The organism is Shewanella sp. FeAMO, from assembly GCF_053653955.1.
Genome location: NZ_CM132201.1, coordinates 3,639,815 through 3,666,139, shown reverse-complemented (window position 1 = coordinate 3,666,139; position 26,325 = coordinate 3,639,815). Strand labels below are relative to the sequence as shown.

General features: G+C 51.1%; 24 protein-coding genes. 20 read left to right on the top strand and 4 right to left on the bottom strand.

Going from position 1 to position 26,325, the window contains the following annotated elements; translation table 11 throughout:
- Window positions 1-48: 48 nt before the first annotated feature.
- Together ACWAU4_RS16465 and ACWAU4_RS16460 are read left to right on the top strand one after the other, a co-directional pair.
- Window positions 49-2,847 (top strand): tetratricopeptide repeat protein, encoded by a 2,799-nt coding sequence (locus ACWAU4_RS16465; RefSeq protein WP_208124995.1) that lies wholly within the window; start codon window positions 49-51, stop codon window positions 2,845-2,847.
- Between the two features lie 81 nt (window positions 2,848-2,928).
- The gene (locus ACWAU4_RS16460) at window positions 2,929-3,294 is read left to right on the top strand and encodes a hypothetical protein (RefSeq protein ID WP_107005931.1); all 366 of its coding nucleotides are present in this window, start codon (window positions 2,929-2,931) and stop codon (window positions 3,292-3,294) included.
- 608 nt (window positions 3,295-3,902) lie between these two features.
- On the opposite strand, the gene ACWAU4_RS16455 is transcribed toward ACWAU4_RS16460, so the two are convergent.
- From ACWAU4_RS16455 to ACWAU4_RS16445, 3 genes are read right to left on the bottom strand one after another with little or no spacing between them, the layout of a single operon-like run.
- Window positions 3,903-5,252, bottom strand: a complete 1,350-nt coding sequence (locus ACWAU4_RS16455; RefSeq protein WP_208124994.1) for an ATP-binding protein — start codon at window positions 5,250-5,252, stop codon at window positions 3,903-3,905.
- Window positions 5,252-5,941: a response regulator transcription factor gene (locus ACWAU4_RS16450; protein ID WP_044734983.1), complete on the bottom strand. Its 690-nt coding sequence runs from the start codon at window positions 5,939-5,941 to the stop codon at window positions 5,252-5,254. The genes ACWAU4_RS16455 and ACWAU4_RS16450 overlap by 1 nt, the downstream gene beginning before the upstream one ends.
- 13 nt (window positions 5,942-5,954) lie before the next feature.
- A complete protein-coding gene (locus ACWAU4_RS16445; RefSeq protein WP_025011880.1) occupies window positions 5,955-6,293 on the bottom strand; it encodes a PepSY domain-containing protein in 339 nt (112 codons plus the stop codon).
- 507 nt (window positions 6,294-6,800) lie between these two features.
- On the opposite strand from ACWAU4_RS16445, the gene ACWAU4_RS16440 reads away from it, so the two are divergent.
- On the top strand, window positions 6,801-7,643 hold the full coding sequence (locus tag ACWAU4_RS16440; protein WP_208124993.1) for a choice-of-anchor H family protein: 843 nt from the start codon (window positions 6,801-6,803) through the stop codon (window positions 7,641-7,643).
- 106 nt (window positions 7,644-7,749) lie between these two features.
- Here the strand turns inward: ACWAU4_RS16440 and ACWAU4_RS16435 are convergent, their stop codons facing one another.
- Window positions 7,750-8,880, bottom strand: a complete 1,131-nt coding sequence (locus tag ACWAU4_RS16435; RefSeq protein WP_208124992.1) for a methyltransferase — start codon at window positions 8,878-8,880, stop codon at window positions 7,750-7,752.
- A 163-nt stretch (window positions 8,881-9,043) separates the two neighbouring features.
- On the opposite strand from ACWAU4_RS16435, the gene ACWAU4_RS16430 reads away from it, so the two are divergent.
- From ACWAU4_RS16430 to dinB, 17 genes are all read left to right on the top strand, one after another.
- Entirely contained in the window at window positions 9,044-9,706 is a 663-nt protein-coding gene (locus ACWAU4_RS16430) for an alpha-ketoglutarate-dependent dioxygenase AlkB family protein (protein WP_123116760.1), read from the top strand.
- A 75-nt stretch (window positions 9,707-9,781) separates the two neighbouring features.
- Complete coding sequence (locus ACWAU4_RS16425; protein WP_028779744.1) at window positions 9,782-10,081, top strand: BolA family protein; 300 nt, start codon at window positions 9,782-9,784, stop codon at window positions 10,079-10,081.
- A 124-nt stretch (window positions 10,082-10,205) separates the two neighbouring features.
- Complete coding sequence (luxS, locus tag ACWAU4_RS16420; protein ID WP_025011876.1) at window positions 10,206-10,715, top strand: S-ribosylhomocysteine lyase; 510 nt, start codon at window positions 10,206-10,208, stop codon at window positions 10,713-10,715.
- Window positions 10,716-10,847: 132 nt separating this feature from the next.
- The gene (locus ACWAU4_RS16415; protein WP_208124991.1) at window positions 10,848-12,863 is read left to right on the top strand and encodes a TonB-dependent receptor; all 2,016 of its coding nucleotides are present in this window, start codon (window positions 10,848-10,850) and stop codon (window positions 12,861-12,863) included.
- A 371-nt stretch (window positions 12,864-13,234) separates the two neighbouring features.
- On the top strand, window positions 13,235-14,566 hold the full coding sequence (locus tag ACWAU4_RS16410; RefSeq protein WP_044735907.1) for a Na(+)-translocating NADH-quinone reductase subunit A: 1,332 nt from the start codon (window positions 13,235-13,237) through the stop codon (window positions 14,564-14,566).
- The gene (locus tag ACWAU4_RS16405; protein WP_096140833.1) at window positions 14,563-15,762 is read left to right on the top strand and encodes an NADH:ubiquinone reductase (Na(+)-transporting) subunit B; all 1,200 of its coding nucleotides are present in this window, start codon (window positions 14,563-14,565) and stop codon (window positions 15,760-15,762) included. The genes ACWAU4_RS16410 and ACWAU4_RS16405 overlap by 4 nt, the downstream gene beginning before the upstream one ends.
- On the top strand, window positions 15,755-16,543 hold the full coding sequence (locus tag ACWAU4_RS16400; protein ID WP_025011873.1) for a Na(+)-translocating NADH-quinone reductase subunit C: 789 nt from the start codon (window positions 15,755-15,757) through the stop codon (window positions 16,541-16,543). The genes ACWAU4_RS16405 and ACWAU4_RS16400 overlap by 8 nt, the downstream gene beginning before the upstream one ends.
- The gene (locus tag ACWAU4_RS16395; RefSeq protein ID WP_025011872.1) at window positions 16,543-17,175 is read left to right on the top strand and encodes an NADH:ubiquinone reductase (Na(+)-transporting) subunit D; all 633 of its coding nucleotides are present in this window, start codon (window positions 16,543-16,545) and stop codon (window positions 17,173-17,175) included. Before ACWAU4_RS16400 ends, ACWAU4_RS16395 begins: the two co-directional genes overlap by 1 nt.
- Window positions 17,176-17,180: 5 nt before the next feature.
- A complete protein-coding gene (nqrE, locus tag ACWAU4_RS16390; protein ID WP_025011871.1) occupies window positions 17,181-17,789 on the top strand; it encodes an NADH:ubiquinone reductase (Na(+)-transporting) subunit E in 609 nt (202 codons plus the stop codon).
- 45 nt (window positions 17,790-17,834) lie between these two features.
- Window positions 17,835-19,091: an NADH:ubiquinone reductase (Na(+)-transporting) subunit F gene (gene nqrF / locus ACWAU4_RS16385; RefSeq protein WP_025011870.1), complete on the top strand. Its 1,257-nt coding sequence runs from the start codon at window positions 17,835-17,837 to the stop codon at window positions 19,089-19,091.
- A gap of 62 nt (window positions 19,092-19,153) precedes the next feature.
- A complete protein-coding gene (locus ACWAU4_RS16380; RefSeq protein ID WP_144165632.1) occupies window positions 19,154-20,185 on the top strand; it encodes an FAD:protein FMN transferase in 1,032 nt (343 codons plus the stop codon).
- 16 nt (window positions 20,186-20,201) lie between these two features.
- Window positions 20,202-20,426 (top strand): (Na+)-NQR maturation NqrM, encoded by a 225-nt coding sequence (gene nqrM / locus ACWAU4_RS16375; RefSeq protein WP_025011868.1) that lies wholly within the window; start codon window positions 20,202-20,204, stop codon window positions 20,424-20,426.
- 104 nt (window positions 20,427-20,530) lie between these two features.
- A complete protein-coding gene (locus ACWAU4_RS16370) occupies window positions 20,531-21,511 on the top strand; it encodes a GGDEF domain-containing protein (RefSeq protein ID WP_025887793.1) in 981 nt (326 codons plus the stop codon).
- 161 nt (window positions 21,512-21,672) lie between these two features.
- Window positions 21,673-22,146, top strand: a complete 474-nt coding sequence (gene bfr / locus ACWAU4_RS16365; protein ID WP_025011866.1) for a bacterioferritin — start codon at window positions 21,673-21,675, stop codon at window positions 22,144-22,146.
- A gap of 10 nt (window positions 22,147-22,156) precedes the next feature.
- Entirely contained in the window at window positions 22,157-22,624 is a 468-nt protein-coding gene (bfr, locus tag ACWAU4_RS16360; protein WP_025887795.1) for a bacterioferritin, read from the top strand.
- A gap of 248 nt (window positions 22,625-22,872) precedes the next feature.
- Window positions 22,873-24,879, top strand: coding sequence for a methyl-accepting chemotaxis protein (locus ACWAU4_RS16355; protein WP_208124990.1), 2,007 nt, complete (start codon window positions 22,873-22,875; stop codon window positions 24,877-24,879).
- A gap of 154 nt (window positions 24,880-25,033) precedes the next feature.
- Window positions 25,034-26,110, top strand: coding sequence for a DNA polymerase IV (gene dinB, locus ACWAU4_RS16350; protein WP_144221344.1), 1,077 nt, complete (start codon window positions 25,034-25,036; stop codon window positions 26,108-26,110).
- Window positions 26,111-26,325 lie beyond the last annotated feature (215 nt).

Genomic DNA, 26,325 nt, shown 5'->3' with positions numbered 1-26,325 from the left:
CTACTGAACACGATACTCTGCGACCATTCAAAGTAGGAAACATATAAATTGTTTGAGCATATTAAAAAGAGAATAATAAAAGGGCTAATTGAAGAGGTTGCCTGTTTAGATGAGAGGGGAATAGAACTGGTTGGTCATAATTATATTTCTCAGCGAGAAAACCAACCTCTCATTCACCATGGTCTAAATAAGGATTACATGCCTTCTGGCTATACAGTAGACTCATTCTCTGATGACTCTTTGATTGTTGGGGAATATAGTGCCGAGAAGGGCTACTTCGATTATTCAGGGGACAAAAGCAAACCTATTTATTCGAAAATTAATAAAGATATAGCTCATGCATTGGAGCATAAAGGTGGGTCAGGCCCAGAAAAGATATACCTCATAAGCACCCAAGAAGAAAATGCATCATTTCGTTCGAAGTTTAATTCTACCAAGATTGGGCAACAACACGCTGAGCGTCTAATAATTATTGACGCAAGGGAACTTGCTAAAGGTATATATGAACAATCGATAAGTAATCCGTCTGTTGCCGATTTTTACAAACAGTATTTTCCAGCTTTTTCTCAGAATATGGATAATTTTGAGTACTTTGGAAAATTGCCAAACGCCTGTAATGGATATGTATGCGCTGATGAGATTAGCGATGCCATAAGCTATCACTTTAAAAATGGAAACAGTGTTTGCGTACTCCACGGAATCAGCGGGTCAGGGAAGACTCAGTCGGCTATTGATTTTGTCAGAAGAAATAAAGATGTTTTTCATAATTATATTTGGATTGGAGGTGAGGATTGGAGGCCCGAATCTTCACTTAGTTCTGTTCAAAGAAGCAGGGGCGGTGCACCAGTTAATGTGGCCGGGTTATTCAATTCTGAAAAAACTATCCTTGTAATTGATAATTATGGAGCTGGTCTTGAATGCAGTGACTTTGAAGAATTGAGCTCAGGGTTTGAAAAAGGTGGGGTGGTTCTAATTACATCTCAAATTTCAGTGCCACAGAGTTCGATATATCTCTCTATTCCTCAATTCTCTATAGATAGTGCCCTCGAACTGCTAGGGGAAACAGCATCGTCAGCCTCAGAGTTATGCAGGGAATTTATATCAATATGCCGTTTTTCGCCACTAATTCTATCCATGACTAGAAAGCTATGTCATGACCAAGGAATCGATAGAGAAACCATTTATAGAGAGATTCTAGATGAGCCCGAGTTAGTAGATGATTCTGGCGGCGTTTCAATTGTAAGGAAAATCCTTTCCGGCTTACCTCAAGGCTCTCTTGAAGCGCTAAGAAAAATAGCGAATTCAGGTATAAATTCCCATGATATCGAATTTTTGAGGTACTTCATTGGTGTTCTAAAGTGTAATTCTTTGCAAAAGTTATCAATTCTTGTTCCCGAGAATACAACTGGAGTTCTCCGAGTTCATGACCTTATATCTATTGCTGTCCAGGAGGAACTAGATAGTGCGCCTTTAGTCTCTTCGATTGAAAATTTTATATCACTAAAAGCGGGCGATATGACACCAGGTGTCCTTCGACAGATACACTTATGTTCCGATTTTATATTCGAAGAACATTTACGACGAGGAGCTAGGGATATTGACTGGTTGCATTACTCTCTATTGCAGCTAGAAGGAGATGCAAAATTAGAGCTTAGTAATGAAATCCATGAGACTAAGCTTACCGAGAATGATAGTTTACAAAAAATTAAGAGCGTTATAGACGCAAAAGAAATTCATTCATATACGATTGATGATAACGAGGTGAGAAAAGACTTTTATCGCAACTGTGCCAATCTATATGGCGACCTCCTAAATAAGAATGTGTCAGAAGATATACAGCTAGAACTTCTTCACCATAAAGGTAAGTCTCTTCGACGTTCGGGAATGTATCCTGAAGCCTTAGAGTCATTCAATCAACTTATAGAATTAAAGCCTGAATGGCACGCAACTTATGGGCAAATTGCTCATCTAGGAACTCAAAATGGAGTCAAGCAAGATATAAAAGACGCTGGCGAAAATGCTATGCGTACTTTACTAGGGTTTATTCAAGATGAAGTGTTTTCAGTCCCTCTTCGCGTCTCATTAGCTGCACTGGCCAAGTTAAGATCATATAGAAAAATTGTTCAAGAGATTAATGAACAAAATGATTTGGTAAAAAAATTAGCTGATGTGATATCTATATCGGCCTTAGAAGGCCTAGATCAGTTTTATGAGGCATTTGTCTCTTTTACCTCAATGTTTGGATATAAACATAGCGTTACGTGCGTCAGAATTGCAGAGTCCATACCAGAGTTGATAGCCATCCCGCCGAGTCAAGTTGAGAGGAAGCAATGGGTAAGTGCATGTGAAGCACTTACAAATTCATCAGTGGCCGCCGAAAGGGAAAATAACCAGAGGTTTGCCAAACTATTGATTGATTCGGCTCTATTATTCGCAGACGAAATTAGTAATAGCGAACAGCTTCGCTCATATGATGCAAGATGCATTGCAAAAACATACAATCTAGGGTTTGAGCCAAAAAAATCAATAATGGCAATAATGAAAGTTGCCGAGGAAGAAGTAAATCATTGGTTACTGTACGAGAAAGCTAAAGCATATTTAGGGTTAGGAGAAGGTAACTACGAAGAAGCCTTATCCATTGCTCAAGAGTGTTTTTCTTCGGCGGAAAGTGATGTAAAAGCATCATCAAGAATATCCATCTATCATGACCTACTTAGCACTTGCTATTTGAAACTAGGTGATCATGTAAATGCAATTAGAGAGCTCCAGGAAGCAATTAATAATTGCACCAATGAAAAGTACAGGTCCGAACTGGAGCTTAAGTACAATGAACTCACTAAGTGCTAACAAGGCGCTACTGTCGGACAAATTTTACGCTTCGCTCCAAATTTGCCGCAGAGTGCAGCGTTATTTTTCAAGGAAGATATTATGAGGATTTGGCATGTCGCTTTTTTAAGCCTCCTGTTGCTAGGTTGCTCTTCGACGAATAAAACTACCTATCAACCTGTTTGTTTTCAATCCGTAGAACAAGCAATAAACATGGGTGAATCCCTGATATCTGCGGGATATTTTGAAAAAGTAAGTTACTGGGTTAACGGAGACCCCAGTATACCTGTTCGTGGGTTGGGTTTGGAATGGGATGGATTCGAACATTCAAAGTATTGTCCCAGCGGCGGGTATCCTGTCCTCATCTCTTACCTGGATAAGGATGAACTTGGGAACTCTGAAATAGTAATTAAATGGGCTCAAATAGTTTTTAAAAATATGCTTAAGGAACGAGGCATTGAAACATAACGAGTGACGGTGGCATTCCGTCAATAAGTATTTCACTAATTGTGATAGCTTTCGTCTCATTTGGGTTCGATTTTTCATCATGGTATTGAGCATAACTAACAACTTTCGCATATAGGCTATCAACGCTACTTAGGGCAGCGGTTATTTCCCGAGGAGGGATTGGTACAATTCTGCAAGAATAGTGTTGCTTGAAGTTGCTTATATTCCCGCAGACATACACCTATTTTCAAGGCGCAGGCGGAACTGTGACCTTCCGAGCCAGGGATGGCGAGGCAGAGCTTACAGGGACGTACTCGCAGCGTGTCACAGGATCGCCTGTGCGAAAAGCGCACCGCAGGTGATTGGCCGCTGCTTAACCACGTTATTTGCGCCAACGGCTGTCGGCGACACCGAGGGGGGATTAGTGCAATACTGTTAGTCCTGAGTAGCTTGAAATATCTGAAGTGTTCGCAGACATGCACCTCATTTCTAGGCACAGGCGGAACTGTGACTGTCGAAAACAGGGCCGAATTTTGTTCCCGACAAATTCGGCATTTCCTACGTCCTTGTAGGTCAGACGTTTTCGTCGAGCGCCCAAGGATGGGGAATGAATGTACTATTCCCCAATCTCAACTTCTGGGTAAAAACAGAGTGAAGCGGGCGCCACCCAGGGGAGATTGATCTATTTGCCACAGGCCTTGGTAGCTCTGCAGCAGATCTTTGACTATCGCCAGTCCTATGCCATGACCTTGTTGGTAGTTATCGGCTCTGACACCGCGCTCGAACAGCTGGGTTTTCTGCTGCTCTGTAATGCCCGGGCCATCGTCTTCGATGCAGAGGTTCAGCCCTTTTTCGCTAACCCAGGTTTTGAGGGCGACCTTGCTATTTGCTGCCTTGCAGGCGTTATCCAATAGATTGCCGAGGAGTTCGGCCAGGTCGGCTTCATCGCCGTAAAACAGGGCGTTTGTTGCCAGTTCAGCCTCAAACTTCAGCGCCTTGTCCGCATAAATCTTGCCAAGGGTTCGCAGCAGTTTGTCGGCCACGGTTCTGCTGTTCACCCCTTGGTGCCAAGCGCCGCTGCCGGCACTTTGGGCCCGCTTCAACTGGTGGCCTATGCTGGCGTTGATTTGGCTGATGGGCTCTTGGGCATCGCTCGGCAAAGACTTAAGGCTTTGCAGTACCGCCAGCGGTGTTTTCAGGCTATGGGCCAGATCCGACAAGGCGTTGCGATAACGTTGGCGTTGGCGCTGTTCGTTGCTTATCAGGGCATTGAGCTGGGTCGCGACCTGTTGCAGCTCCTTGGGATAGTCGCTGCCGAGATGTTGCCGTTTGCCTTGCTCAACCGCTTCGAGCTCGGCCCGAAAGCGCGCCAGTGGTTTGAGTGTCCACCAGAGCCAGCCACCTTGTACCAGTAACAGGAACAGCATCAATAGTCCCAGGTATTGCCAGAGCTGGCGGCTGAAGGCGCCTTGGGTTTGCTCAAAGCCGGTCTGATCTTTGATGATGTGTACGGTAAAGGGAATATCCCGGCCGTTATCCGATGCCGAGGCAAAGCTGGCGCTGAAGCTGTAACTGAAGTGAGGCTTGCCCAGGAGAAGCATTTCGCCAAAGCGGCCTTCTCCGAGTGGTGGGCTTGGAAGCTTGCCCGGAGGCGGCATACCGATAAAGGAAGGCGAATGCCATACCAGTTTGCCTTGGCTGCTGACCAGGGCGTAGAGCCCGGATTGATCTATGTTGAACTGTTTGTCCTGTAATTGATCCGGCAGAACCAGTTCGCCCTGTTCCACTTCTGCCAATGCCAATACTCCATAAAGGGCGGCGCTGAGTTCATCTTTTACCGCGTGGGTCAATTGGGCACGAAAGGCATCGCTCAGGGTCACGCCGATAAGCGGCAAGAGTACCAGATTCAACAGCAGGGCGCTGATCACCAGCCGGCCCTTGAGTGAACCGGGCAAAAGCCTGGCAGGCAAGGGTTTCATCAGGGCTTATCTCTGACAGGGAGCGCATTGAGGCGATACCCCTGACCACGCAGGGTTTCAATAAGCCCAAGCGTGCCCTCGGGATCCAGCTTCTTGCGCAAACGGCGAATAAATACCTCAATCACATTAGAGTCAAGATCAAAGTCCTGATCATAGATGTGCTCGATAAGCAGACTCTTGGAAGTGACTTCTCCCTGATGCAGCATCAGATACTCGAGCAATTTGTATTCGGAGGCGCTGAGGCTGACGCTGTGTTTGCCGAGTCGCACTTCACCGCTGCTGGTATTCAGGGTGACAGGGCCACTTTGCAGCAAGGGGCTGGCCTTACCGGCGCTGCGGCGGATTAAAGCCTTGATCCTGGCTGTGAGTTCCATGGGGTGAAAGGGTTTGGTGAGGTAGTCATCACCGCCGGCATCCAAGCCTTCCACCTTGTCTTGCCAGCCATCTCTGGCGGTGAGGATCAGCACAGGGTAATCCAGTCCCTTGGCACGCATCTGTTCAATCAGTGCTATGCCGCTGAGTTTGGGCAGGCCGATATCGATAATGGCGGCATCATAGGGATATTCCGCCGCCAGAAACAGGCCTTCTTCGCCGTCTGACGCCGTATCCAGATTGAAACCTGCCTCTTGCAAATGTTGTTTTAAGTTGGCCTGTAAGGCGGCATCATCTTCTACCAATAACAGTCGCATAAGCTATTTCCTGTCAGTTTGCCTGCAGGCGGCCGCTGCGGGCATCCACAGAGACATAGACAATTCGGCCGCTGTCCTGCAGCAGTTTGACCCGATAACCCGGGTTGCCGTTGACCTTCACAGACTGCACCCTGAGTACCTTACCGCCATAAGCCTGCTTCACCAGTCTGGCGGCTTCATCGCCACTGCGGACTTTCAGCTTGGCCTCCTGGCCCTGAGTCGTTCGTTCCGGCTTGGCAAAGGGGCCGGCATGAAGGGGCTGAGCGAAAGCCAGCGACAGCAATAGCATGCTTGCCGCGATAATTCCGCTTGAGTGATAAGCTTGATGCTTGATTTTACTGCCCCTTTTCATGGTTTTGCCCTTTTGGAAACGCTTGGCCCAGTGTAAAAGATCCCCGCGGTGGATGAAATAGCCAGCCGGGTCTTCACTCTCTATCTGTCCTCCCCCGGTTTTCGCTCAGGCCCGGTCAGTTGTACTCCTTCCAAGATGAACATCGGCTGACAGAAACCGTTCATCTCATGTTCACCCAGGCTGACTTTTAATAATGCTAAGGAAGGTGCGAATAAGTCCTCGTGGCACTCTGGCTTGCACAGCAATTGGCGTTCAAGGCATCTGACTGAAGGCATGCCGGGGCATGTCGAAGTCGGATAACGCAGAGAGCCGGTTGCTGTGAAAGCCCCGAAGGGCGTGGCTTACAGACCTGCCTGCTATGTTGTGCTTCTTGCAAAGGACTAGGGCCATTTGCTGCGAACCACGCCTTGCATCCAGGCCTGTAAGCCGACGCAGAGCACACATGGGACTTGTTCGCACCTTCCCTAAACCCGAATAAGCGCGGGATGCGCTCTGTGGAGAAGCACTATGAAATTATTATCTTACACTGTATTTAGCCTGTCGCTGTTTTTGGCTCTGTTTTGGGGGGCGCCTGCTGCCTATGCCAAGGAGCCTGTCGGCGGACAAGTCTCCATCGGCCAAAAAGCGCAGCAACCGAGCGATGAACAGGATAGCCTAGGCGCCGAGCTAAGGGCGGCACAACACAGGCAGTTGCTCAAGCAACTTCAGCAGGAGTGGCAATTTGCTGGAGCTCAAGTTTCCGGTGAGCGCATGACCCGCGAGCAGATGATCGCCAAGAAACAGAAACTGCCCGAGAGCCAAGCCGCGCCGCAGCGGATGGTCTCCATGGCGGCCCACAGCTATTACCATGAGTTCAGCTTTTATGAGGCGGCCAGCTACCTTTATGACGATTATGACTCTGATGGCTTTTATCGCAGCTTTGCGGTGCGCTTTGATGCCGATGTTTACGGTAATGATCCGGCCGAGTCTGTGCCCGTTTATGCCGAGCTTTATCTAAGCCGCAACGGCGGTGACTGGGAGCATTACTACAGCACTGAGGTGTTCTACATTCAGGGAGACAGTACCCAGGATGACTTTGAAGTGCTCACCACGTTGGAGAGCGGCTACCCCAGCGATCATTATGATGTGCTGATCGACCTCTATGAACCCGGTTACAGTGACATAGTGGCGACCATAAGTTCTTATGAAAGCAATAGCCTCTATGCCTTGCCGCTGGAGAGTCGCGAATGGGACAGAGATGATGGCGCGACCGTGATAGTCGATGCCGGTGGCAGCCTGTCAGTGGTGGCGCTCGCAAGTCTGGTACTGCTTGGCGGTTTGCGTTACAGACGCGGCCAAGTTGCCGCTTGAAATTACAAAATTTAACTACACAGGCCGGGGTCTTTCCCGGCCTGTTTCTTTCCGGGTTCCCAATGGGGGCCGGAATGGGGCAACAAGGTTTACTCTTGTTGGCCTTTTATTTGGAGGCTTGCAGGATCACAAACTTACCATTGGAGGCTATGGTCTTGCAGTTGCCGAACAGGCGCTTGAGCTTGATGTGGTAACCCAGGTGACGGTTGCCGACCACATGCAGTATGCCGCCGTTCACCAGACGCCGTCTGGCATCGAGGAACATCTGCCAGGCAATATGATCTGTGATGGCCTCTCCCTGATGAAACGGCGGGTTACAGAGCACCAGATCCGGTGCGACGCCGGCGCTCAAATGACTCAGACAGTCGTCCCAATAAAAGTGGCCGCGTTCGGCTTCAAAGCCATTGCCCTGCCAGTTGAGCCTGGCACTTTCCACGGCCATATCTGAGTCATCGACAAAGTGAATACTTGCATCGGGATAACGCTTGGCCGCCGCCAGCCCCAAAACGCCATTGCCGCAGCCCAGGTCCACCACAGAGCTAAACTCACCTTCGGGGAGGTTGGCCAACATCAAACGGGCGCCGATATCCAGTTTGCCGGCGGCAAATACATTGCTGAGATTACCGATATTGAGGCCGAATTCGCCAAGGGGCCACTCGCTGGGGGCTGGCAATTCGCGTGCCTGGCCATCGGTGAAGGCGGTAATCACCCGGGTCTTTTTCCATGCCAGACTGGCGCTGGCCTGGCCCAGATGTTTGCCAATCAGGGCCAACAAGGCTTGATTGATGGATTTGGCCTTGGCGCCAATCAATACCCGGGTACCGGCGGGAAGCATATTGGCCAGCATGGTCAGCTGCCAGGCAAAAAAGTTGAGGTTCTTGGGCAGCTTCAGCAATATGGTATCGGGTACACAAGCAGGCATTTCCCGACTGTTTAGCCAGTGAATGTCGGCATCGCTGAGATGGTTTTTCTCAAGATTTTGTCGAGCACCAAGGTGGGAAGTGCGGGCATCCGAGCTCCAGTGAATCTTTGCATCTGGGTAACCTCGGCGAATGGCGCACAGCAGGGCACCAAAACTGTCGTTGATAATAAGCACAGATTGAGGCGCCTCTTCCTCGGCGAGCTGTTTGAGCAGGTGTTCATCGGCGGCATCCCAGGCCTGGAGGTTGGATTCCTGCTCTTCGGGATAGCGGTGCAGAGTGAGCTGAATATCAGCGGCTGAGAACTGGCTGGTCATATAACTGGGCTTAAAGGACGAATTTGCGCGGATTATCGCAAATACTGGCGCTCAAGGCGATATTTGCGAAAGTCTGCCTTGGTCATTATGTAATAGAGAAGGTTTAAGCCCGGCAATAAGCCACAGAGAAACAATGCCATGAAGTTTAAAGATGAGTTCAAATATGAGTTCAAAAGAGATACAGCAGTCCTTGTTTGCGCTTGAGCCTGGGTCATCTGCTGAGTCGGCAACAGGCGTGCAGCGGTTTGAGCAGCCGCCTATGTTGCTGGTGCGCGGTTATCTCAATCCAGCCCAGCAGGATGCCATTTGGCGCGAGGCGGAGCATTATCCCCTGACTCGCCCCGAGCTTGAGATATTCGGTAAGCGTCACGCCATTCCCCGTACTCAGGTGTGGTTTGGCGATCACGGCTGTGATTATCGCTACTCAGGGTTATTGGTCAGGGCGCTTCCCTGGCCCAAATATCTGTTACGGCTAAGGCAAAAGCTGGATCGGGACTGGCAGCTTGGCAGCAACGGCGTGCTGGTAAACCGTTATGCCGATGGCCGCGACGCCATGGGCTGGCACAGCGACGATGAACCTGAGCTGGCAGAGGGGGCCGATATCGCTTCAATCAGTCTGGGCGCCGGGCGCGATTTTGATTTGAGACACAAGCAAAGCGGCGAAAAGCTGCGGCTCAGGCTTAACTCGGGCGATCTCTTGTTGATGCGCTGGCCGATGCAGCAGGAGTGGCAACATGCTTTGCCAAGAAGGCTGAAACTCACAGAGCCCAGGCTCAATCTCACCTATCGGCGGCTCAAACCGGGTTTTCATCCTCCTGGTGGTTGAAAATTGTCGGATTGATCTTTGTTCGCCGACGCAGTAACCTGCCGCCAATCCCAACAGCTTATATCAGGTTTTACCATGTCCGTTGCCCAGACCATAGAGCAGAAGTTGCGCCTTGCCCTGACGCCGAGTCATATAGAAGTCATCAACGAGAGCCACAATCACCATGTGCCGCCTAATTCAGAGACGCACTTCAAGGTGATCATTGTCAGTGAAGCCTTTGATGGCAAGCGCCTGCTGGCTCGCCATAGAGAAGTGAACCAGGCATTGGCGGAAGAACTGGCCAATGGCGTGCACGCGCTGTCCATGCATACTTATACTCAGGCCGAATGGGATGCTCAAAGCGCCGTGCCTGAGTCGCCCAAGTGCCGTGGTTAAAAGTCCTGGCTTGATAAACCGCCTCCAGGGGCTGCATTTGTGTTTTGGCGCTGTAATAATAGCGCTTTGAGACACGAAACCATTTAACAGTGCAAGCCAGCTTGCCATCCAAGGGAGAATACCCATGCCATTGTTAGACAGCTTTACCGTGGACCATACCAAGATGGAGGCACCGGCAGTGCGGGTGGCCAAGACCATGAGCACACCAAAGGGCGATACCATTACGGTATTTGACCTGCGTTTTTGCGCGCCCAACAAGGATATTCTCAGCGAGCGTGGCATTCATACTCTGGAACACCTGTTTGCCGGCTTTATGCGCGATCACCTCAATGGTGACGGAGTGGAGATCATAGATATTTCGCCCATGGGTTGCCGCACCGGCTTTTATATGAGCCTTATCGGGACACCGGCAGAAGGCCGGGTTGCCGATGCCTGGTTGGCAGCCATGGAAGATGTGCTCAAGGTACAGGATCAAAAGGCTATTCCTGAGCTGAACGAATACCAGTGCGGTACCTATCAGATGCATTCTCTGGAGCAGGCGCAGGATATTGCTCGCAATATTATTGCCGCCGGTGTCAGCGTTAACCGCAACGACGATCTCAAGTTGAGTGAGGAACTGCTGAAGCAGCTCTAATCCCACCCGGCTTACCTCGCTCAATCAAGCGGCTTGATATTTACTCAAGTCGCTTTTTTTTTGTCCGCAAATCAGTTAGTTTACAAAAATATAACATCAAATATGCGGTAACTGCTGATAGGGGATTGGGATATGAGTCAGAGGCGTGGCTTGCTTAAGGTGAGTGCAGTGGCCGGTTTGGTGAGCGGGAGTTTGGCCGGGCCGTGGGCACACGCTTCCGAGTCCGCAGCAATCAATGCCATGTACTATGACTCGGCCGAGCGGCAACTGACCGCCGGTGGCGAGCTTATCCCAACCCTGCCTGGCAGTTTCAGTATCCGCGGCGCCGGTGGCAGCGGCCATTCCGGAATGGCGATTATCGAAGACAGGGTCAATCTGGCGCCGGCACCTTATTCTGCGCCTTATCTGTGGCAACTGCCGGATCCCGATACCCTGGTTGCCAGTTCGGCCAATGCCGCCGGTAGCTTGCTCTATGGTGGTAGCGGCAGTTTTGGTGTTTTGGAAACGCAAAGCCTGGGGTTGCATGATACTCCGGGCAAGAGTGTGCGGCTTCAGGGCAATGAGGATAAAGGTTGGGGCGCCGAGGGCCGCGGTTTGATTGATGCCGATGACTATAAGGTATTGCTGCAGGCGAGCCACAGGCGCCAGCAACCCTGGCAGGAGCCGAGAAGCGCCGAGCAGGGGCAAGACGACAGCCAGACCAAGGTCCTTTTCAAGATAGCGGCCAACAGCTTGCCGGGTGCCCGCAGTCGGCAACATACTGAATTCAAGTATCAGTATTCACAGCAGCGGCAGTTTTTGCCGGGAATGGGGCTGACGGCTGCCGATTGGCAACTGAACCCTGAGTTGGTGTATGGCGCTGCCACGCAGGATAGACTCAAGAGCCGCAGTCACAGATATCAGCTGTCACACCGCGTTGAGCCTACTGCCGGCTCCCGGGTGTTTACCGAGCTTTACTACCATAGCCATCATAGCTCGCAGTTGCAGATGAGTTTTGCCAATGGCGCCTTTATTCAAGGTGACGTGCTTGAGCAACTGGCGGCCTTGGATGCCGCTGCTATCGGCGCGGTTTCATTGGTCGACTTTCGCTGTGATGATGACTTCGAGGCTATGGGGCTCCAGACTCAGGCCATTACTCAATATGGTCGCCACAAGGTGAGTTACAGTGCCCGCTGGCACAGAGACAAGGCCGAGCTGGCACCCGGCCTGGGGAGTTGGTTATGGCAGGATGGACTACTGAGTGATACTGCGCAGAGTCTGAGTGTCAGGATTGATGACAAGGCCAGTGTCTGGAGCTCGGCGGTGACGGCTGAACTCAACTGGTCGGCCGTGACTCTGGAGCTCGGCGTCGGCTATGAAGATGTCAGCTTGGAGCGCAGTAGCGAAACAGTGCCGCTTTCAGCCGCGGATTTCTCCGAACGTGAATGGTTACCCACGGCCAAGCTCAGTTGGCGCGGGGAGGCACTGAGCCTGTTCATCAGTGCCGGCAGAGCCTGGGCGGCGGCGAGCCCCGGCAACCTGGGGCAACGCTCCCAGCAAGCCTGGCAATATGAACTCGGTGGCCGCTTTGAGTCAGGTAGGCTGAAAAGTGCACTGAGCCTGTACCAGCGAGACTTCGACAATCTGCATTTTGATTGCACGGCAAATAGCTTCTGCGACCCAGCGCTGCGCCTCAATCAATACAATCTCGGGGAAGTGGATGTCAAAGGCGCCGAACTGGCGCTCGACTACAGCCTGGACTCAGGCACTGTCAATTGGCCCATGGGGCTCAAGTACCATTACACCCAAGCCAATGCGCAGCACTCGGGTTGTCTTATGCTGAGCGGACCTTGCCTCATGGCCGATAAACAGCTGCCCTGGTTGCCCGAGCATGCCTTGAGTCTTCATCTTGGGCTGGAGTGGGACGGCTTTAAGGCCAGGGCTCTGGGGATATATCGTTCAGAAGTGGCAAGCCTTACCCCTCAGGTGACGGCAAAGGACAGCATGCAACTGGATCTGCTGCTGAGTTATGACTTCAACTCAAAACATCAGCTCTATTTTCGCGCCGAGGATCTGCTCGATGACGCGAGCCCGTTACGTGAAGATGACAGTGGCTTATTGGCAAGTGTTGGCAGACGTTTACAGCTGGGCTACCGAATGAAATTTTGAAGCAGAGCCTCCCCGGTAAGGCCGGGGAGGTGAAATAAGTATTTTCGACTATTTGGTTGATTAATTCTTTAAAAATGAAAAGTATAACTTTATGAGTCAGGACAAAATCCTGCCTTTCGCCCGCTTGCCGCTATCTCCGCTTGTTCAACTCCGCTCGATTCTCTCTTGGTCGCTTTGAAAGCAGGTTAAAACACTACAATTTTCGTGGCGATAGCGTTGCAATTGGGGTAAAATGCGCGCGACCAGCGTGATTGCGATCGCATTTCTGTGATAAATCTGCGCTAGCTCAACGCTCGATTTTTTGTGTGAGAGTCGGGGGTTAGCAGGAACGCGGCGCATTGTCTTTCCTTCAAAACGTAGTGCATGTGGATATGATTACAATTAAGAAAGGATTGGATTTGCCTCTAGCAGGCGGACCAAAGCAAGTTATCCATGATGGCCCAGCCATTAAACACGTAGCTACTTTGGGTGAAGAGTATATTGGCTTACGTCCAACGATGAAGATCAAAGTGGGCGATAAAGTGCAAAAAGGTCAGGTGATTTTTGAAGATAAAAAGAATCCTGGCGTCAAATATACGGCTTTGGCCAGTGGCACAATATTAGAAATCAACCGCGGCGCCAAACGTGTTCTGCAGTCAGTCGTCATAGAGATCGAAGGGGACGAAGCCGTCTCTTTTGCCAAGTATGATGCCCAGGCTCTGGATACTCTGGAACCGCAGCAGGTTCGCGACAATCTGATTGAATCAGGTATGTGGACCGCATTGCGCACCCGTCCTTTCAGTAAGGTGCCGGCAGTGGATGCGACAGCAGCGGCTATCTTCGTGACAGCCATGGACACCCAGCCACTGGCAGGTGACCCTCAAGTTGTTATCGCTGAGCATAAAGACGATTTCGTCAACGGCCTAAAAGTACTGGCCCGACTGACAGACAAAGTCTTCGTCTGTAAAGCACCAGGAGCAGACATTCCAGCGGGCAATGCCCAAGTGGAAGAGTTTGCCGGTCCCCATCCAGCGGGTCTGCCTGGAACTCATATCCACTTCTTGATGCCTGCCTCTGCCCGTCGCAGCGTATGGTACCTGGGTTACCAGGACGTCATCGCGATAGGTCAGCTGTTTACCACAGGTGAACTGAACAACCAGCGCGTTGTGGCCATCACTGGCCCTAAAGCCAAGAACCCTCGCTTGGTACGCACTCTGCTGGGTGCCAGCACTCAGGCCCTGACCCAAGACGAAGCCGATGGCCAAGTTCGGGTTATCTCAGGTTCTGTGCTCAACGGCCGTACTGCAACAGGTCCCCATGCTTATATGGGACGCTACTTCCAGCAGTTGACCCTGATTGAAGAAGGCACAGAGAAAGAGTTCTTCGGTTGGGTAATGCCTGGAGCCGATAAATTCTCCATTACCCGTGCTTTCCTGGGTCACTTGAGTCCTTCCCGTCTGTTCAATATGACCAGCAGTACCGGTGGTTCCGAACGGGCCATGGTGCCAATCGGCAACTATGAGCGGGTGATGCCTCTGGATATTCTGCCCACTATGTTGCTGCGTGATCTGATCTCCGGTGATACCGATGGCGCCGTGGCATTGGGTGCGCTGGAGTTGGATGAAGAAGACCTGGCACTGTGTACTTTCGTATGTCCCGGTAAGTATGACTATGGTTCATACCTGCGTGACTGCTTGGAGACCGTCGAGAGGGAAGGCTTATGAGCTTGAAAGATTTTCTTGAGCGTATTGAACCGCAATTTGAAAAGGGCGGTAAATACGAGAAGTGGTATGCGCTCTATGAAGCCGCAGCGACCATTTTTTACACCCCGGGTAAAGTGAACAAGGGCAAGACCCATGTGCGCGATAACCTGGATCTGAAACGCATGATGATTACCGTCTGGGCCTGTACTTTCCCCGCCATGTTTGTCGGGATGTACAACGTGGGTCTGCAGGCACAAATCGCCCTGGCCGCCGGCTTCGGTACTCCCGATGTTTGGCAGGTGGGTCTGTTTGAACTCTTCGGTACTCAGCTGACAGCCGATTCCGGCTGGGCCACCTTGATGTGGTATGGCGCCTGTTTCTTCCTGCCTATATATGCCGTGACCTTCGCGGTCGGTGGTATCTGGGAAGTGCTGTTCGCCTCGGTTCGTGGCCATGAAGTCAACGAAGGCTTCTTCGTGACCTCAGTGCTGTTTGCCCTGACGCTGCCTGCAACTATCCCATTGTGGATGGTGGCACTGGGTATCAGCTTCGGTGTGGTTGTCGCCAAGGAGGTGTTCGGTGGTACCGGACGTAACTTCCTCAACCCAGCACTGGCCGGTCGTGCCTTCCTGTTCTTTGCCTATCCGTTGAACATGTCCGGTGACAACTCCTGGGTGGTTGCCGACGGTTTCTCCGGCGCCACTGCGCTGAGCCAAGCGGCTTCAGGTACCCTGGACTATGCCTTCAACCAGAACTGGTGGGATGCCTTCTTCGGCTTTATTCCTGGTTCTGTCGGTGAAGTTTCCACTCTGGCTATCCTGCTCGGTGGTCTGGTTATCATCTATACCCGTATCGCTTCCTGGCGCATCGTCGGCGGCGTGATGGTTGGTATGATTGCCGTGTCACTGCTGCTGAACCTGGTCGGTTCTGAAACCAACCCCATGTTCGCCATGCCTTGGTACTGGCACCTGGTTCTGGGTGGATTTGCCTTCGGTATGATGTTTATGGCCACTGACCCTGTGTCGGCTTCCTTCACCAACCAGGCCAAATGGGCTTACGGTATCCTGATAGGTGCCATGGCAGTGTTTATCCGTGTTATCAACCCTGCATTCCCAGAGGGCATGATGCTGGCGATTCTGTTTGCCAACCTGTTTGCGCCACTGTTTGACCATTTTGTAGTCCAGGCAAACATCAAGCGGAGGATTGCTCGTGGCTAGTAATAAGGATTCGTTCGGAAGAACGCTATTTGTCGTCGTTGGCCTGTGTCTTATCTGCTCGATTTTCGTATCGACCGCAGCAGTACTGCTCAAGCCAACCCAGCAGGAAAACAAACTGCTGGATAAGCAGAAGTTTATTCTGGAAGCCGCCAACCTGATCGACACCAAATCCGGCAAGGTCAGCAAAGATGTGGTTCTGGAAACTTACAAAAAGTATGTTGAAGCCAAGGTTATCGAGCTGAAAACCGGTGACGAAGTGACCGATATCAACGGCGATACCTATGATCAACAGAAAGCCTCTCGTGATCCAGCCACCTCTGTGGTGCCTGAGCATGACATTGCTTCGGTTAAGCGGATTGCCAAAAATGCCGTGGTTTATCTGGTGCGTGATGATGCCGGTAAAGTGACCAGCGTGATCCTGCCGGTTCATGGCTATGGCCTGTGGTCTACCATGTACGCCTTCCTGGCGCTGGAACCGGACATGAACACCATCCAGAACCTGGTTTATTACAACCAAGGTGAAACCCCTGGACTGGGCGGCGAAGTTGAAAACCCAAGCTGGAAAGCCAAATGGCAGGGCAAGAAGCTGTTTGACGAGCAGGGCAACATAGCTATCACAGTGACTAAAAACCCAGCCGTAGCCGAGACAGACCATGGTGTTGATGCCTTGTCCGGCGCGACCCTGACCAGTAATGGTGTTCAGCACTCGCTGACATTCTGGCTGGGCGATGAAGGTTTTGCTCGCTTTATTGAAAAAGCACGCAATGGAGGATTGAGCTAATGGCCGACAGTAAAGAACTCAAACAGGTTCTCACCGGACCTATAGTCAGCAATAACCCTATTGCGCTGCAGATCCTCGGGGTATGTAGTGCCCTGGCGGTAACCAGTAAGCTGGAAACCGCATTGGTGATGACCATAGCACTGACGGCGGTAACAGCGTTTTCCAACCTGTTTATCTCCATCATACGTAACCATATTCCTGCCAGCGTGCGGATTATTGTGCAGATGACCATTATTGCCTCGCTGGTAATCGTGGTGGATCAGGTGCTGCAGGCATACGCCTACGACATCTCCAAACAGCTGTCGGTATTCGTTGGTTTGATTATTACCAACTGTATCGTGATGGGCCGTGCCGAGGCCTATGCGATGAAGACGCCACCACTGATGAGCTTTATGGATGGTATAGGTAACGGCCTGGGTTATGGTCTGGTGCTGATGAGCGTAGGTTTCGTCCGTGAACTCTTTGGTAACGGTTCGCTGTTTGGTGTTGAGATACTCTCCAAAATCTCAGACGGTGGCTGGTATCAGCCCAACGGCCTGTTACTGCTGCCGCCAAGTGCCTTCTTCCTGATCGGTATTCTGATTTGGATAATCCGCACTTATAAGCCAGAGCAAGTAGAAGCAAAAGGGTAAGCGCGATGGAACATTATATCAGTTTGTTAATTCGCTCTGTTTTCATCGAAAACATGGCACTGGCCTTCTTCCTGGGGATGTGTACCTTCCTGGCCGTTTCCAAGAAAGTGAAGACGGCCATGGGTCTCGGGGTTGCGGTTATCGTGGTACTGACTATTTCAGTACCAGTTAACCAGATGATCTATCAGGGTATCCTGGCTCCTGGTGCATTGGCTTGGGCCGGTGTACCGGATGCCGATCTGAGCTTCCTTAAGTTCATTACCTTTATCGGTGTTATCGCAGCCTTGGTTCAGATCCTGGAAATGGCTCTGGATAAGTACTTCCCGCCACTGTACAACGCCCTGGGGATCTTCCTGCCGCTGATCACTGTAAACTGTGCGATTTTCGGTGCGGTATCCTTCATGGTTGAACGTGACTACAACCTGGGTGAGAGCCTGGTGTTCGGTTTCGGTTCCGGTTTGGGCTGGGCATTAGCTATCGTCCTGTTGGCCGGTATCCGTGAGAAGCTGAAGTATGCTGATGTGCCTAATGGTCTGCGTGGTCTGGGTATTACCTTTATCACTGCGGGTCTGATGGCCTTAGGTTTCATGTCGTTCTCTGGTGTGTCCCTTTAAGGGACACCAAGCGGCTTCCGAAATTGAACCTCTAAGGATAAGTTAATGGATATTCTTGGTATTTTTAAGTCTACTCCACTCGAGGTTTACCTCGGTGTGAGTATGTTTACCGCGATAGTTCTGATCCTGGTATTGGTGATCCTGTTCGCCAAATCCAAGTTGGTCTCCAGCGGTGATATTACTATTGGCATCAACGGTGACCCAGAGAAGGCGATTACCACTGCTGCCGGTGGCAAGTTGCTGGGCGTTTTGGCCAACAACGGTATTTTCGTGTCATCTGCCTGTGGTGGCGGTGGCTCTTGTGGTCAGTGTCGTGTCAACGTTAAGTCCGGTGGCGGTGATATTCTGCCAACCGAACTGGATCACATCAGCAAGGGTGATGCCCGTAAGGGTTGCCGTCTGTCTTGTCAGGTTAACGTCAAGTCAGATATGGAAATTGAGCTGGACGAAGAGATCTTCGGCATCAAGAAGTGGGAATGTACTGTTATCTCCAACGATAACAAGGCGACCTTCATTAAAGAGCTTAAGCTGCAGATCCCTGATGGCGAGTCTGTACCTTTCCGTGCCGGTGGTTATATTCAGATTGAAGCCCCTGCTCACCATGTGAAGTACAAAGACTTCGATATTCCAGCTGAGTATCGTGGTGACTGGGAACATTTTGGCTTCTTCAACCTGGAATCCAAGGTCGATGAAGAAACCATTCGTGCATACTCTATGGCCAACTATCCGGAAGAGTTTGGCATTATCATGCTGAACGTGCGGATTGCCACACCTCCACCACGGAATCTGAGTCTGCCTTGTGGTAAGATGTCGTCTTACATCTGGAGTCTCAAGCCAGGTGATAAAGTCACTATCTCCGGTCCATTCGGTGAGTTCTTTGCCAAAGATACCGATGCTGAAATGGTCTTTATCGGTGGTGGTGCAGGTATGGCGCCTATGCGTTCTCATATCTTCGACCAGCTCAAGCGTCTTAAGTCCAAGCGTAAGATGAGCTTCTGGTACGGTGCCCGTTCCAAGCGCGAAATGTTCTATGTTGAAGATTTCGATGGCCTGGCGGCTGAGAATGATAACTTTGTCTGGCATGTGGCCCTGTCCGATCCTCAGCCTGAGGATAACTGGGATGGCTACACAGGCTTCATTCACAACGTGCTTTATGAGAACTACCTCAAGTCGCACGACGCCCCTGAAGATTGTGAGTTCTACATGTGTGGACCTCCAATGATGAACGCAGCGGTAATTGCTATGCTGAAAGATCTTGGCGTTGAAGATGAAAACATCCTCCTGGATGACTTCGGTGGCTAAGCATTAGTTCATTCCCTGGCACTGCCTTTTGGCAGTGCCAGTTTGTAAGGGAAATTCATAGTATGCAGTTCAAGACCGCTAAGTTTACAACGCTGGCAAATTGGCTGGTCCTTATGGGATTGGCCTTTTTTGTTTCTGGTTGCAGCAGTCAGGATGAAGTGATTGCGCTCTCCGGCAGCACCATGGGCACCACTTATCATATTAAGGTGGTTAACAGCAAAGGTTTGCCGGATGCCCAGTTGTTGCAGGCTGAAATCGATATGGCACTGGAGCAGGTGAACGATCAGATGTCGACCTACAGACCCGACTCCGAGCTTTCGCGTTTCAATCAGCTCAAGCAAGGCCAGAGTTTGACAGTTTCAGCCGATACCATTACCAATATCCGTGAAGGTATCAGGTTATATAAGCTCACTGACGGCGCGCTTGATATCACCTTGGGGCCCTTGGTCAACCTGTGGGGCTTTGGCCCGGACAAACGGCCTCTGGAAGTGCCATCTGCCGAGCAGATAGCCGAGGCCAAGGCGCGGATGGGGATAGATGCCATTCAGATAGAAGGGGACCTGCTCAGCAAGAGTCAGTCCAGCGTCTATGTGGACTTGTCATCCATAGCCAAAGGATTCGGGGTCGATAAAGTGGCTCGTTTGCTGGATAAGTATCAGCCCAAAGGTTATCTGGTGGAGATTGGCGGTGAGATCAGCGTCAAGGGAAGCAAAGGCGATGGCAAACCCTGGCGGGTGGCGATAGAGCAGCCGGCGGATAATGGCCGGGCGGTGCAACAGGTGATAGAGCCGGGCACCATGGCCATGGCTACCTCGGGCGACTATCGCAACTACTATGAGGAGGACGGACAGCGTTTCACTCATATTATCGACCCTCGCAGTGGCTTTCCGGTAGAGCACAGACTGGCCTCTGTCACTGTGTTGCACCCTGAGTGTATGACGGCCGATGGTTTCGCCACTGCCATGATGGTGATGGGCACAGAAGCCTCGCTGGCCCTGGCCGAAAAGGAAAAGCTGGCCATCATGCTGATTGAAAAACAGGATGAAGGGTTTAAGGTATACTATAGCTCTGCGTTTAAAGCCTTCGTCCACTAGACTAATTGGAGCCTTTATGAGTACTTTTATTGCGGCCTTTGTGATTCTGCTGGCGTTTTTCTTGCTGATGTCTGTGGGTTATTTAATCAAGCGCAAGGCAGTACAGGGCAGCTGTGGTGGCCTCGGGGTTTTGGGTATAGAAAAGGCCTGCGACTGTGATGAGCCCTGCGATAAACGCAAGGCCCGTGAAGCGGCTGAAGAAGCCCGGCGCGAGCGTTTAACCAAAGATAGAATTATTTGAAAAAGGGCCTCTTCGGAGGCCTTTTTTTCGTCCGCTCCGCCCGTTAATTCCTGCTGTACTACACTCTGTGGCATGGACAAGCGCTCTGTAGAGGAGATATACCGATGAGCAGGGAGCCGGAAGCTATTCTCGATTCAGTGGTACAGTTGACCGAGCAGCGGCAGTTGGATTCGCTGGCCGAGAGCCTGGTGTCCACAGTATCGCAAATGCTCAGCATTGATGAGGTGTGTATCCTGGATGTGGATAAGCTTACCAAGCGTAAGGGTGGCCTGGATGGTCAGCGCAATGTTAACGGCGCCACCTTGGCTGTATCGGTCAAACTCTGTATCGAACAGCAAAGGGAGATCTGTTTCTCCAACGGTCTGCACCAAGAGTTGGCTGTTCCCATCATCATCAACGATAAACTCACCAAGGTGCTCTTGGTCAGCGCGCCTTTATTGACTGAGCAAGATATGGTTTTGCTCAGAGGTTTTGCCAAAGTCTATGAGAACTATTTCCACATTGTGGTAGAGAGTGAAACCGACAGCCTTACCAATCTATTGAACCGCAAAGCCTTTTTGCCACAGTTATACAGTTCGGTGGAAATTGCCTGTGAACTCAAGCAGGAACAGGCGAGTATGGACGCCGAAGAGGAGCTCAAGCTGTGGATTTGCATCTTCGATATAGACTACTTCAAGAAAATCAACGATACCTTCGGCCACCTCTATGGCGATGAAGTCCTGTTGCAGGTTTCGGCGCTGATGAAGCAGGTGTTTAACCCTCAGGATCTCATGTTCCGTTTTGGCGGTGATGAGTTTGTTATCCTGCCGGCGCCGCGTACCCGCAGTGCCTTGCTTAAGTTGTGTCAGGAGTTTACCCACAGGCTGGCCAAATTGCAGCAGGAGCGGTTGGGCGGGATCCGCATCTCTATGGGCATTGTGGGAATAGATCCCCGGGTTGAGCCCGGAACCTTGCTCAATCAGGCCGACAACGCACTGTATTTTGTCAAAGGCAATGGTCGCAACCAAGTGGCGTTTTATGGGCAACTGTTGGAAGAAGGCAAGCTCCAGGGGCCACAGATAGAAGATGATATCGAGCTTTTTTAATCACTTGTGCTTAAAAGCAGCTTGCTAACCTTAGTTAAAATGATAATGGTTATCTTTTGTAAGTTTGTGAAATTAAAGGTTAATTTGTAATGCGTCCCGCTTTGGGCTAGGCTGGAAACATTGACTTGGATCAAGTTTAATCAAAGCTAAAGGACGAGATAATGAAAGGTCATCCCAAAGTGGTGTCCCAGCTCAACAAGGTGTTGACCTGTGAGCTGACAGCCATCAATCAGTACTTCCTTCATGCCCGCATGTTCAAGAACTGGGGCCTGGAAGGACTCAACCACAAAGCCTACAAGAAATCGATTCAGGATATGAAGCACGCCGACAAGCTTATCGAGCGAGTGTTGTTTCTCGAAGGCCTGCCCAACTTGCAACAGTTGGACAAGTTACGCATAGGTGAACACAGCGAAGAGATGCTGGCTTGTGACAAACAGATGCTGGAAGAGCAACTGACAGTGCTGCGAGATGCCATTGCCCTGTGTGAGACTGAGCGTGATTATGTCAGTCGCGATATCCTCGAGGATCTGCTGGAAGATGAAGAGGAACACCTGGATTGGCTGGAAGCTCAGTTTGAGCTGATAAGCCTGACCGGACTGGCTAACTATCTGCAGTCACAGATTGAGAAAGAATAAGGAGACAGGTATGAAAGGCCATCAGCAAGTCATAGATGTGCTCAACAAGCTGCTGACCGGGGAACTGTCGGCAATGGATCAGTACTTCGTGCATGCCCATATGTATGAAGACTGGGGGCTGAATGAGCTCTATGAGCGGATCAAGCATGAGTCGGACGATGAAAGAGAGCATGCCGCCAAGTTGATTGCACGGATCCTGTTTCTGGAAGGCACTCCGGATGTTGCCAGTCGCGACGCCTTCACCATAGGCAAGAATGTGCAGGAGATGCTGCACAACGACTTGCAATATGAATATAAGGTTGCCGCTAACTTGAGAGAAGCCATCACCTTGTGTGAGCAACTCAAGGACTATCAGAGCCGGGAGTTGTTGGAGCTATTGCTGGAAGAAACCGAAGACGATCACATGTATTGGCTGGAGAAACAGCTGGGCCTTATCGACAAGGTTGGGTTACAGAATTACATCCAGTCCAAGATGTAACGGTATCAAAGCCGTCACGACAGGAGCCGCTATTGCGGCTCTTTTGCTATCTGGTGTTGCATTGAGCCTGAATTAAATTTGAATGCACTTGAGTTGGGCAATAAGGCGCTGAATTGCTTCGGTTTGGTGCAGGGGATTGTTTACATAGAAAATTATATTGTTTCTTGTCATTTAGTATTCAATATTGTTAACAGATTCTGATACATTGCCGGTTTCCTTAAATAAAAATATAACAAATAGGACTCGCAATGGAGCAGATAAGACGTTCTCTCAGTTTGCAACTTGTATTGGCTATCGTTGGTGCCCTGGCGTTGTTGCTGTCTATAGTGGCCGTCGTGATGGTCAAGAGCAGCAGCGACGATACCCGTGCCCGCATAGATCAGGACATATCGGCGCTGATCACCCTCAAGGCCAATGAAATCGGCAATTACTTCTACGCCAAGGGGCAGATTATTCACTCTGTCTTTGCTAACCCTGCCATCAATAACTGGTTTGCCAAATACCATAGCCGTGGCTCAGATCTCAGTCTCGATCCCGGCTATCAACAGCTGGTGGATTACTTCCACTTTTTCTCCGAGCAGGACAAGGAGATCAAGTCGGTGTTCTTCGGCTCGGCCAATACCTTCGAGTACTTTGATCTCAATGGCCGTTACGATGGCGATCCCGACTACTACACCAACAAACGTCCCTGGTGGCAGGAAGCGATAGAAAAAAATGGTTTGTTTGTCGGCGACCCGGCAGTGGATGCCAACGACGGCTCAATCTCGGCCACGGTCAAGACTGTAGTCAAGGATGCCAATGGTCGCCTGATAGGCATAGGTGGTATGGATATTCTCATCGATACCATAGGTAAAAACCTGCTGGCGCCAATCAAATACCGGGGCGAAGGCCAGGCGTTTTTGATGACGGAGCAGGGAAAGCTGGTGTACTTCCCGGGTTTTAACCAGGGGTTTCCCGCCGGCTCTGATGCGGCCGTTATTGACAATCTCAGCGGCGACAATCAGGGCTTCAGTGAACTGAAACGTGAAATGCAAACCCGGGATGCCGGTATTGCCGAAGTCACTTATCAGGGAGAGTTGCAGCGAGTGAGCTACATTGCCATTCGCGGTGATTATCCCAAGGTGCGCTGGTATTTGGGGTTCATGTTGCCCAATGAAGTGTTTCAGGCACCTGTGAAGCAAAGCCTTTGGCAAACCAGCCTGGTCTCAGTGGGGATTATTTTACTGGTGGCGTTAACCGTTTTCCTGATGATGTTGCCGTTTCGGCGTAATCTCAATAGCCTGCTGCACACCATGGAAGATATCGCCGAGGGTGAGGGCGACTTGTCACGCCGCATTGAAATCAACCGCGCCGATGAACTTGGGCGTCTCGGCGCGGCATTCAACCGTTTTGCCGCCAAGGTGCAGAGTCTGTTGCTGGAAACCCGTGAACTCAGTGGTCGGGTGGATAATGGTGTTGCCGCCGCGGCTGAGGTGTGTGACAACGCACTGGCCTCTGTCAGTGCCCAGAAACAGGAAATTGCCTCAGTGGCCACAGCCGCTACCGAAATGGCCCACACAAGCCAGGAGATGGCGACCAGCGCCCAACGAGCCGCCGAGTTTTCCGAGACGGCGTTGTTGCAGTCCAGAAACGGCGCAGATGTGGTGCAGCAGGCCAGTCAGGGAATGCACTCACTTTCCACTCAGGTCAACCAGGCTGCGGGGGTTATTCGGGCGCTCAGAAGCAGCTCAGAGGAGATAGGCGAGGTGCTCAGTGTGATCCGCGCCATTGCCGAACAAACCAATCTGCTGGCACTCAACGCCGCCATTGAAGCGGCTCGCGCCGGCGAGCAGGGAAGGGGCTTTGCGGTTGTGGCCGATGAGGTGCGCACCCTGGCATCCCGCACTCAGGACTCCACGACCAATATTCAGGGTATTATCCAGACTCTGCAGCAACAGGCACAACAAGCCGAACAGGTGATGGAAGCCGGAGTCAGGGAGGCCAACCAGGGCCAAAGCCTGACTCTGGAAGTTGAGCGGGCACTGACAGAAATAACCGCGGCAGTGGATGCCATCCAGCTGCAAACCATGGAGATCACTGCGGCGATAGGCCAGCAGGCTGTGGTGGCCGAAGAAGTGGCCTGCAACATTGAAAATGTTCGTGGCCGCTCCGATGAATCCCTGAGCGCCAGCGAAGAGCTGTCACATCAGATGCAGGCATTCCAACAGTTGGCCACGGCTCTGGGGCGCAACATAGGTCAGTTCCGCATCGATTAAGACGAGCTTTAAATCCATTAAGGAGAGCCCTGGCTCTCCTTTTTTGCTCTCGATTGATCTGCTTTTTCGTTATCCTGGCTTGTTAACTGTGTTTTTATACAGTACTCTGTTTGTGTCCGGCTCGACCGAGCCCTTTGAGATCCGGAAAGCAAGCTTGAGAAAGATCATACATATCGACATGGACTGCTATTTTGCCGCGGTGGAGATGCGTGATTTTCCAGAATATCGTGGCCGACCTCTGGCCGTCGGCGGCAGCAGTGACAGACGCGGGGTGATAAGCACCTGCAATTATGAGGCGCGTAAATTCGGCGTTCGCTCTGCTATGGCCTCGGCCTATGCGTTAAAGCTTTGCCCGGAGCTGCTGCTGATCCCCGGGCGCATGTCTGTGTATAAGGAAGTCTCGGCAGAGATCCGGGCCATCTTCGCCCGCTATACCTCACTGATTGAACCTCTGTCGCTGGATGAAGCCTACCTGGATGTATCCGATAGCTCATTATACCAAGGCTCGGCCACCCTCATTGCCGAGGCTATTCGCGCCGATATCCTGGCGGAAACCGGCCTGACGGCTTCGGCAGGTATCGCCCCGGTCAAGTTTCTCGCCAAGGTGGCATCGGATCTCAACAAGCCCAACGGCCAGTATGTGGTCACGCCACAGGCACTGCCTGAGTTTGTAAAAAACCTGCCGCTTATCAAGATCCCCGGCGTCGGTAAGGTCACCGCTCAGAAGCTGGCCGATATGGGGCTGCATACTTGTGCGGATGTACAAAAGGTGCCGCTGGCCAAGTTGCAACAGCGGTTTGGAAAGTTTGGTACCTTGCTTTATGAAAGGGCTCAGGGGATAGACGAGCGTGAACTGACCATCAACCGAGAGCGCAAGTCTGTTGGGGTAGAAACCACGCTGGCAGAGGATATTCATACCCTGGCCCAGTGTCGCCAGGTAATGCCACAGTTGGTGCAGGAGTTGGCCCGCCGTCTGGAGCGCGGAGCCAAAGACAGGCAAATTCATAAGCTGGTAGTCAAACTCAAGTTCAGTGACTTTAAACAGACCACTATAGAAACCCGCTCGAGTGAGTTATCTGTGCGCCTGCTGGATGAATTGCTGACCCAGGCACTGCAAAGAGCCAACGGCCGAGGCATCCGTCTGCTGGGGGTGGCTGCCGGGCTGGTCAGCCAGGATGACAGCCACTCACCGGCAGAGGAAGCTTTGCAGCAGTTGGACCTGGCTTTCTAATCCCCAATTGACGGTTTGCACTCAGCGAGGGGATAAACAAGCTCCATTTCTGTTCCATATGGGCTCTCTATAGCAGGTTTTCAGCGTATTTCGACTCACAAGCATAGCTGGCGATACCTTGCCACTGTCGCAGTGTAAGTCTTACTGTATATACGTAATTATAAGCTCGATACAAGCTTTCTGTTGAACCCCTACAAATTTCAAATTCTAAAAAA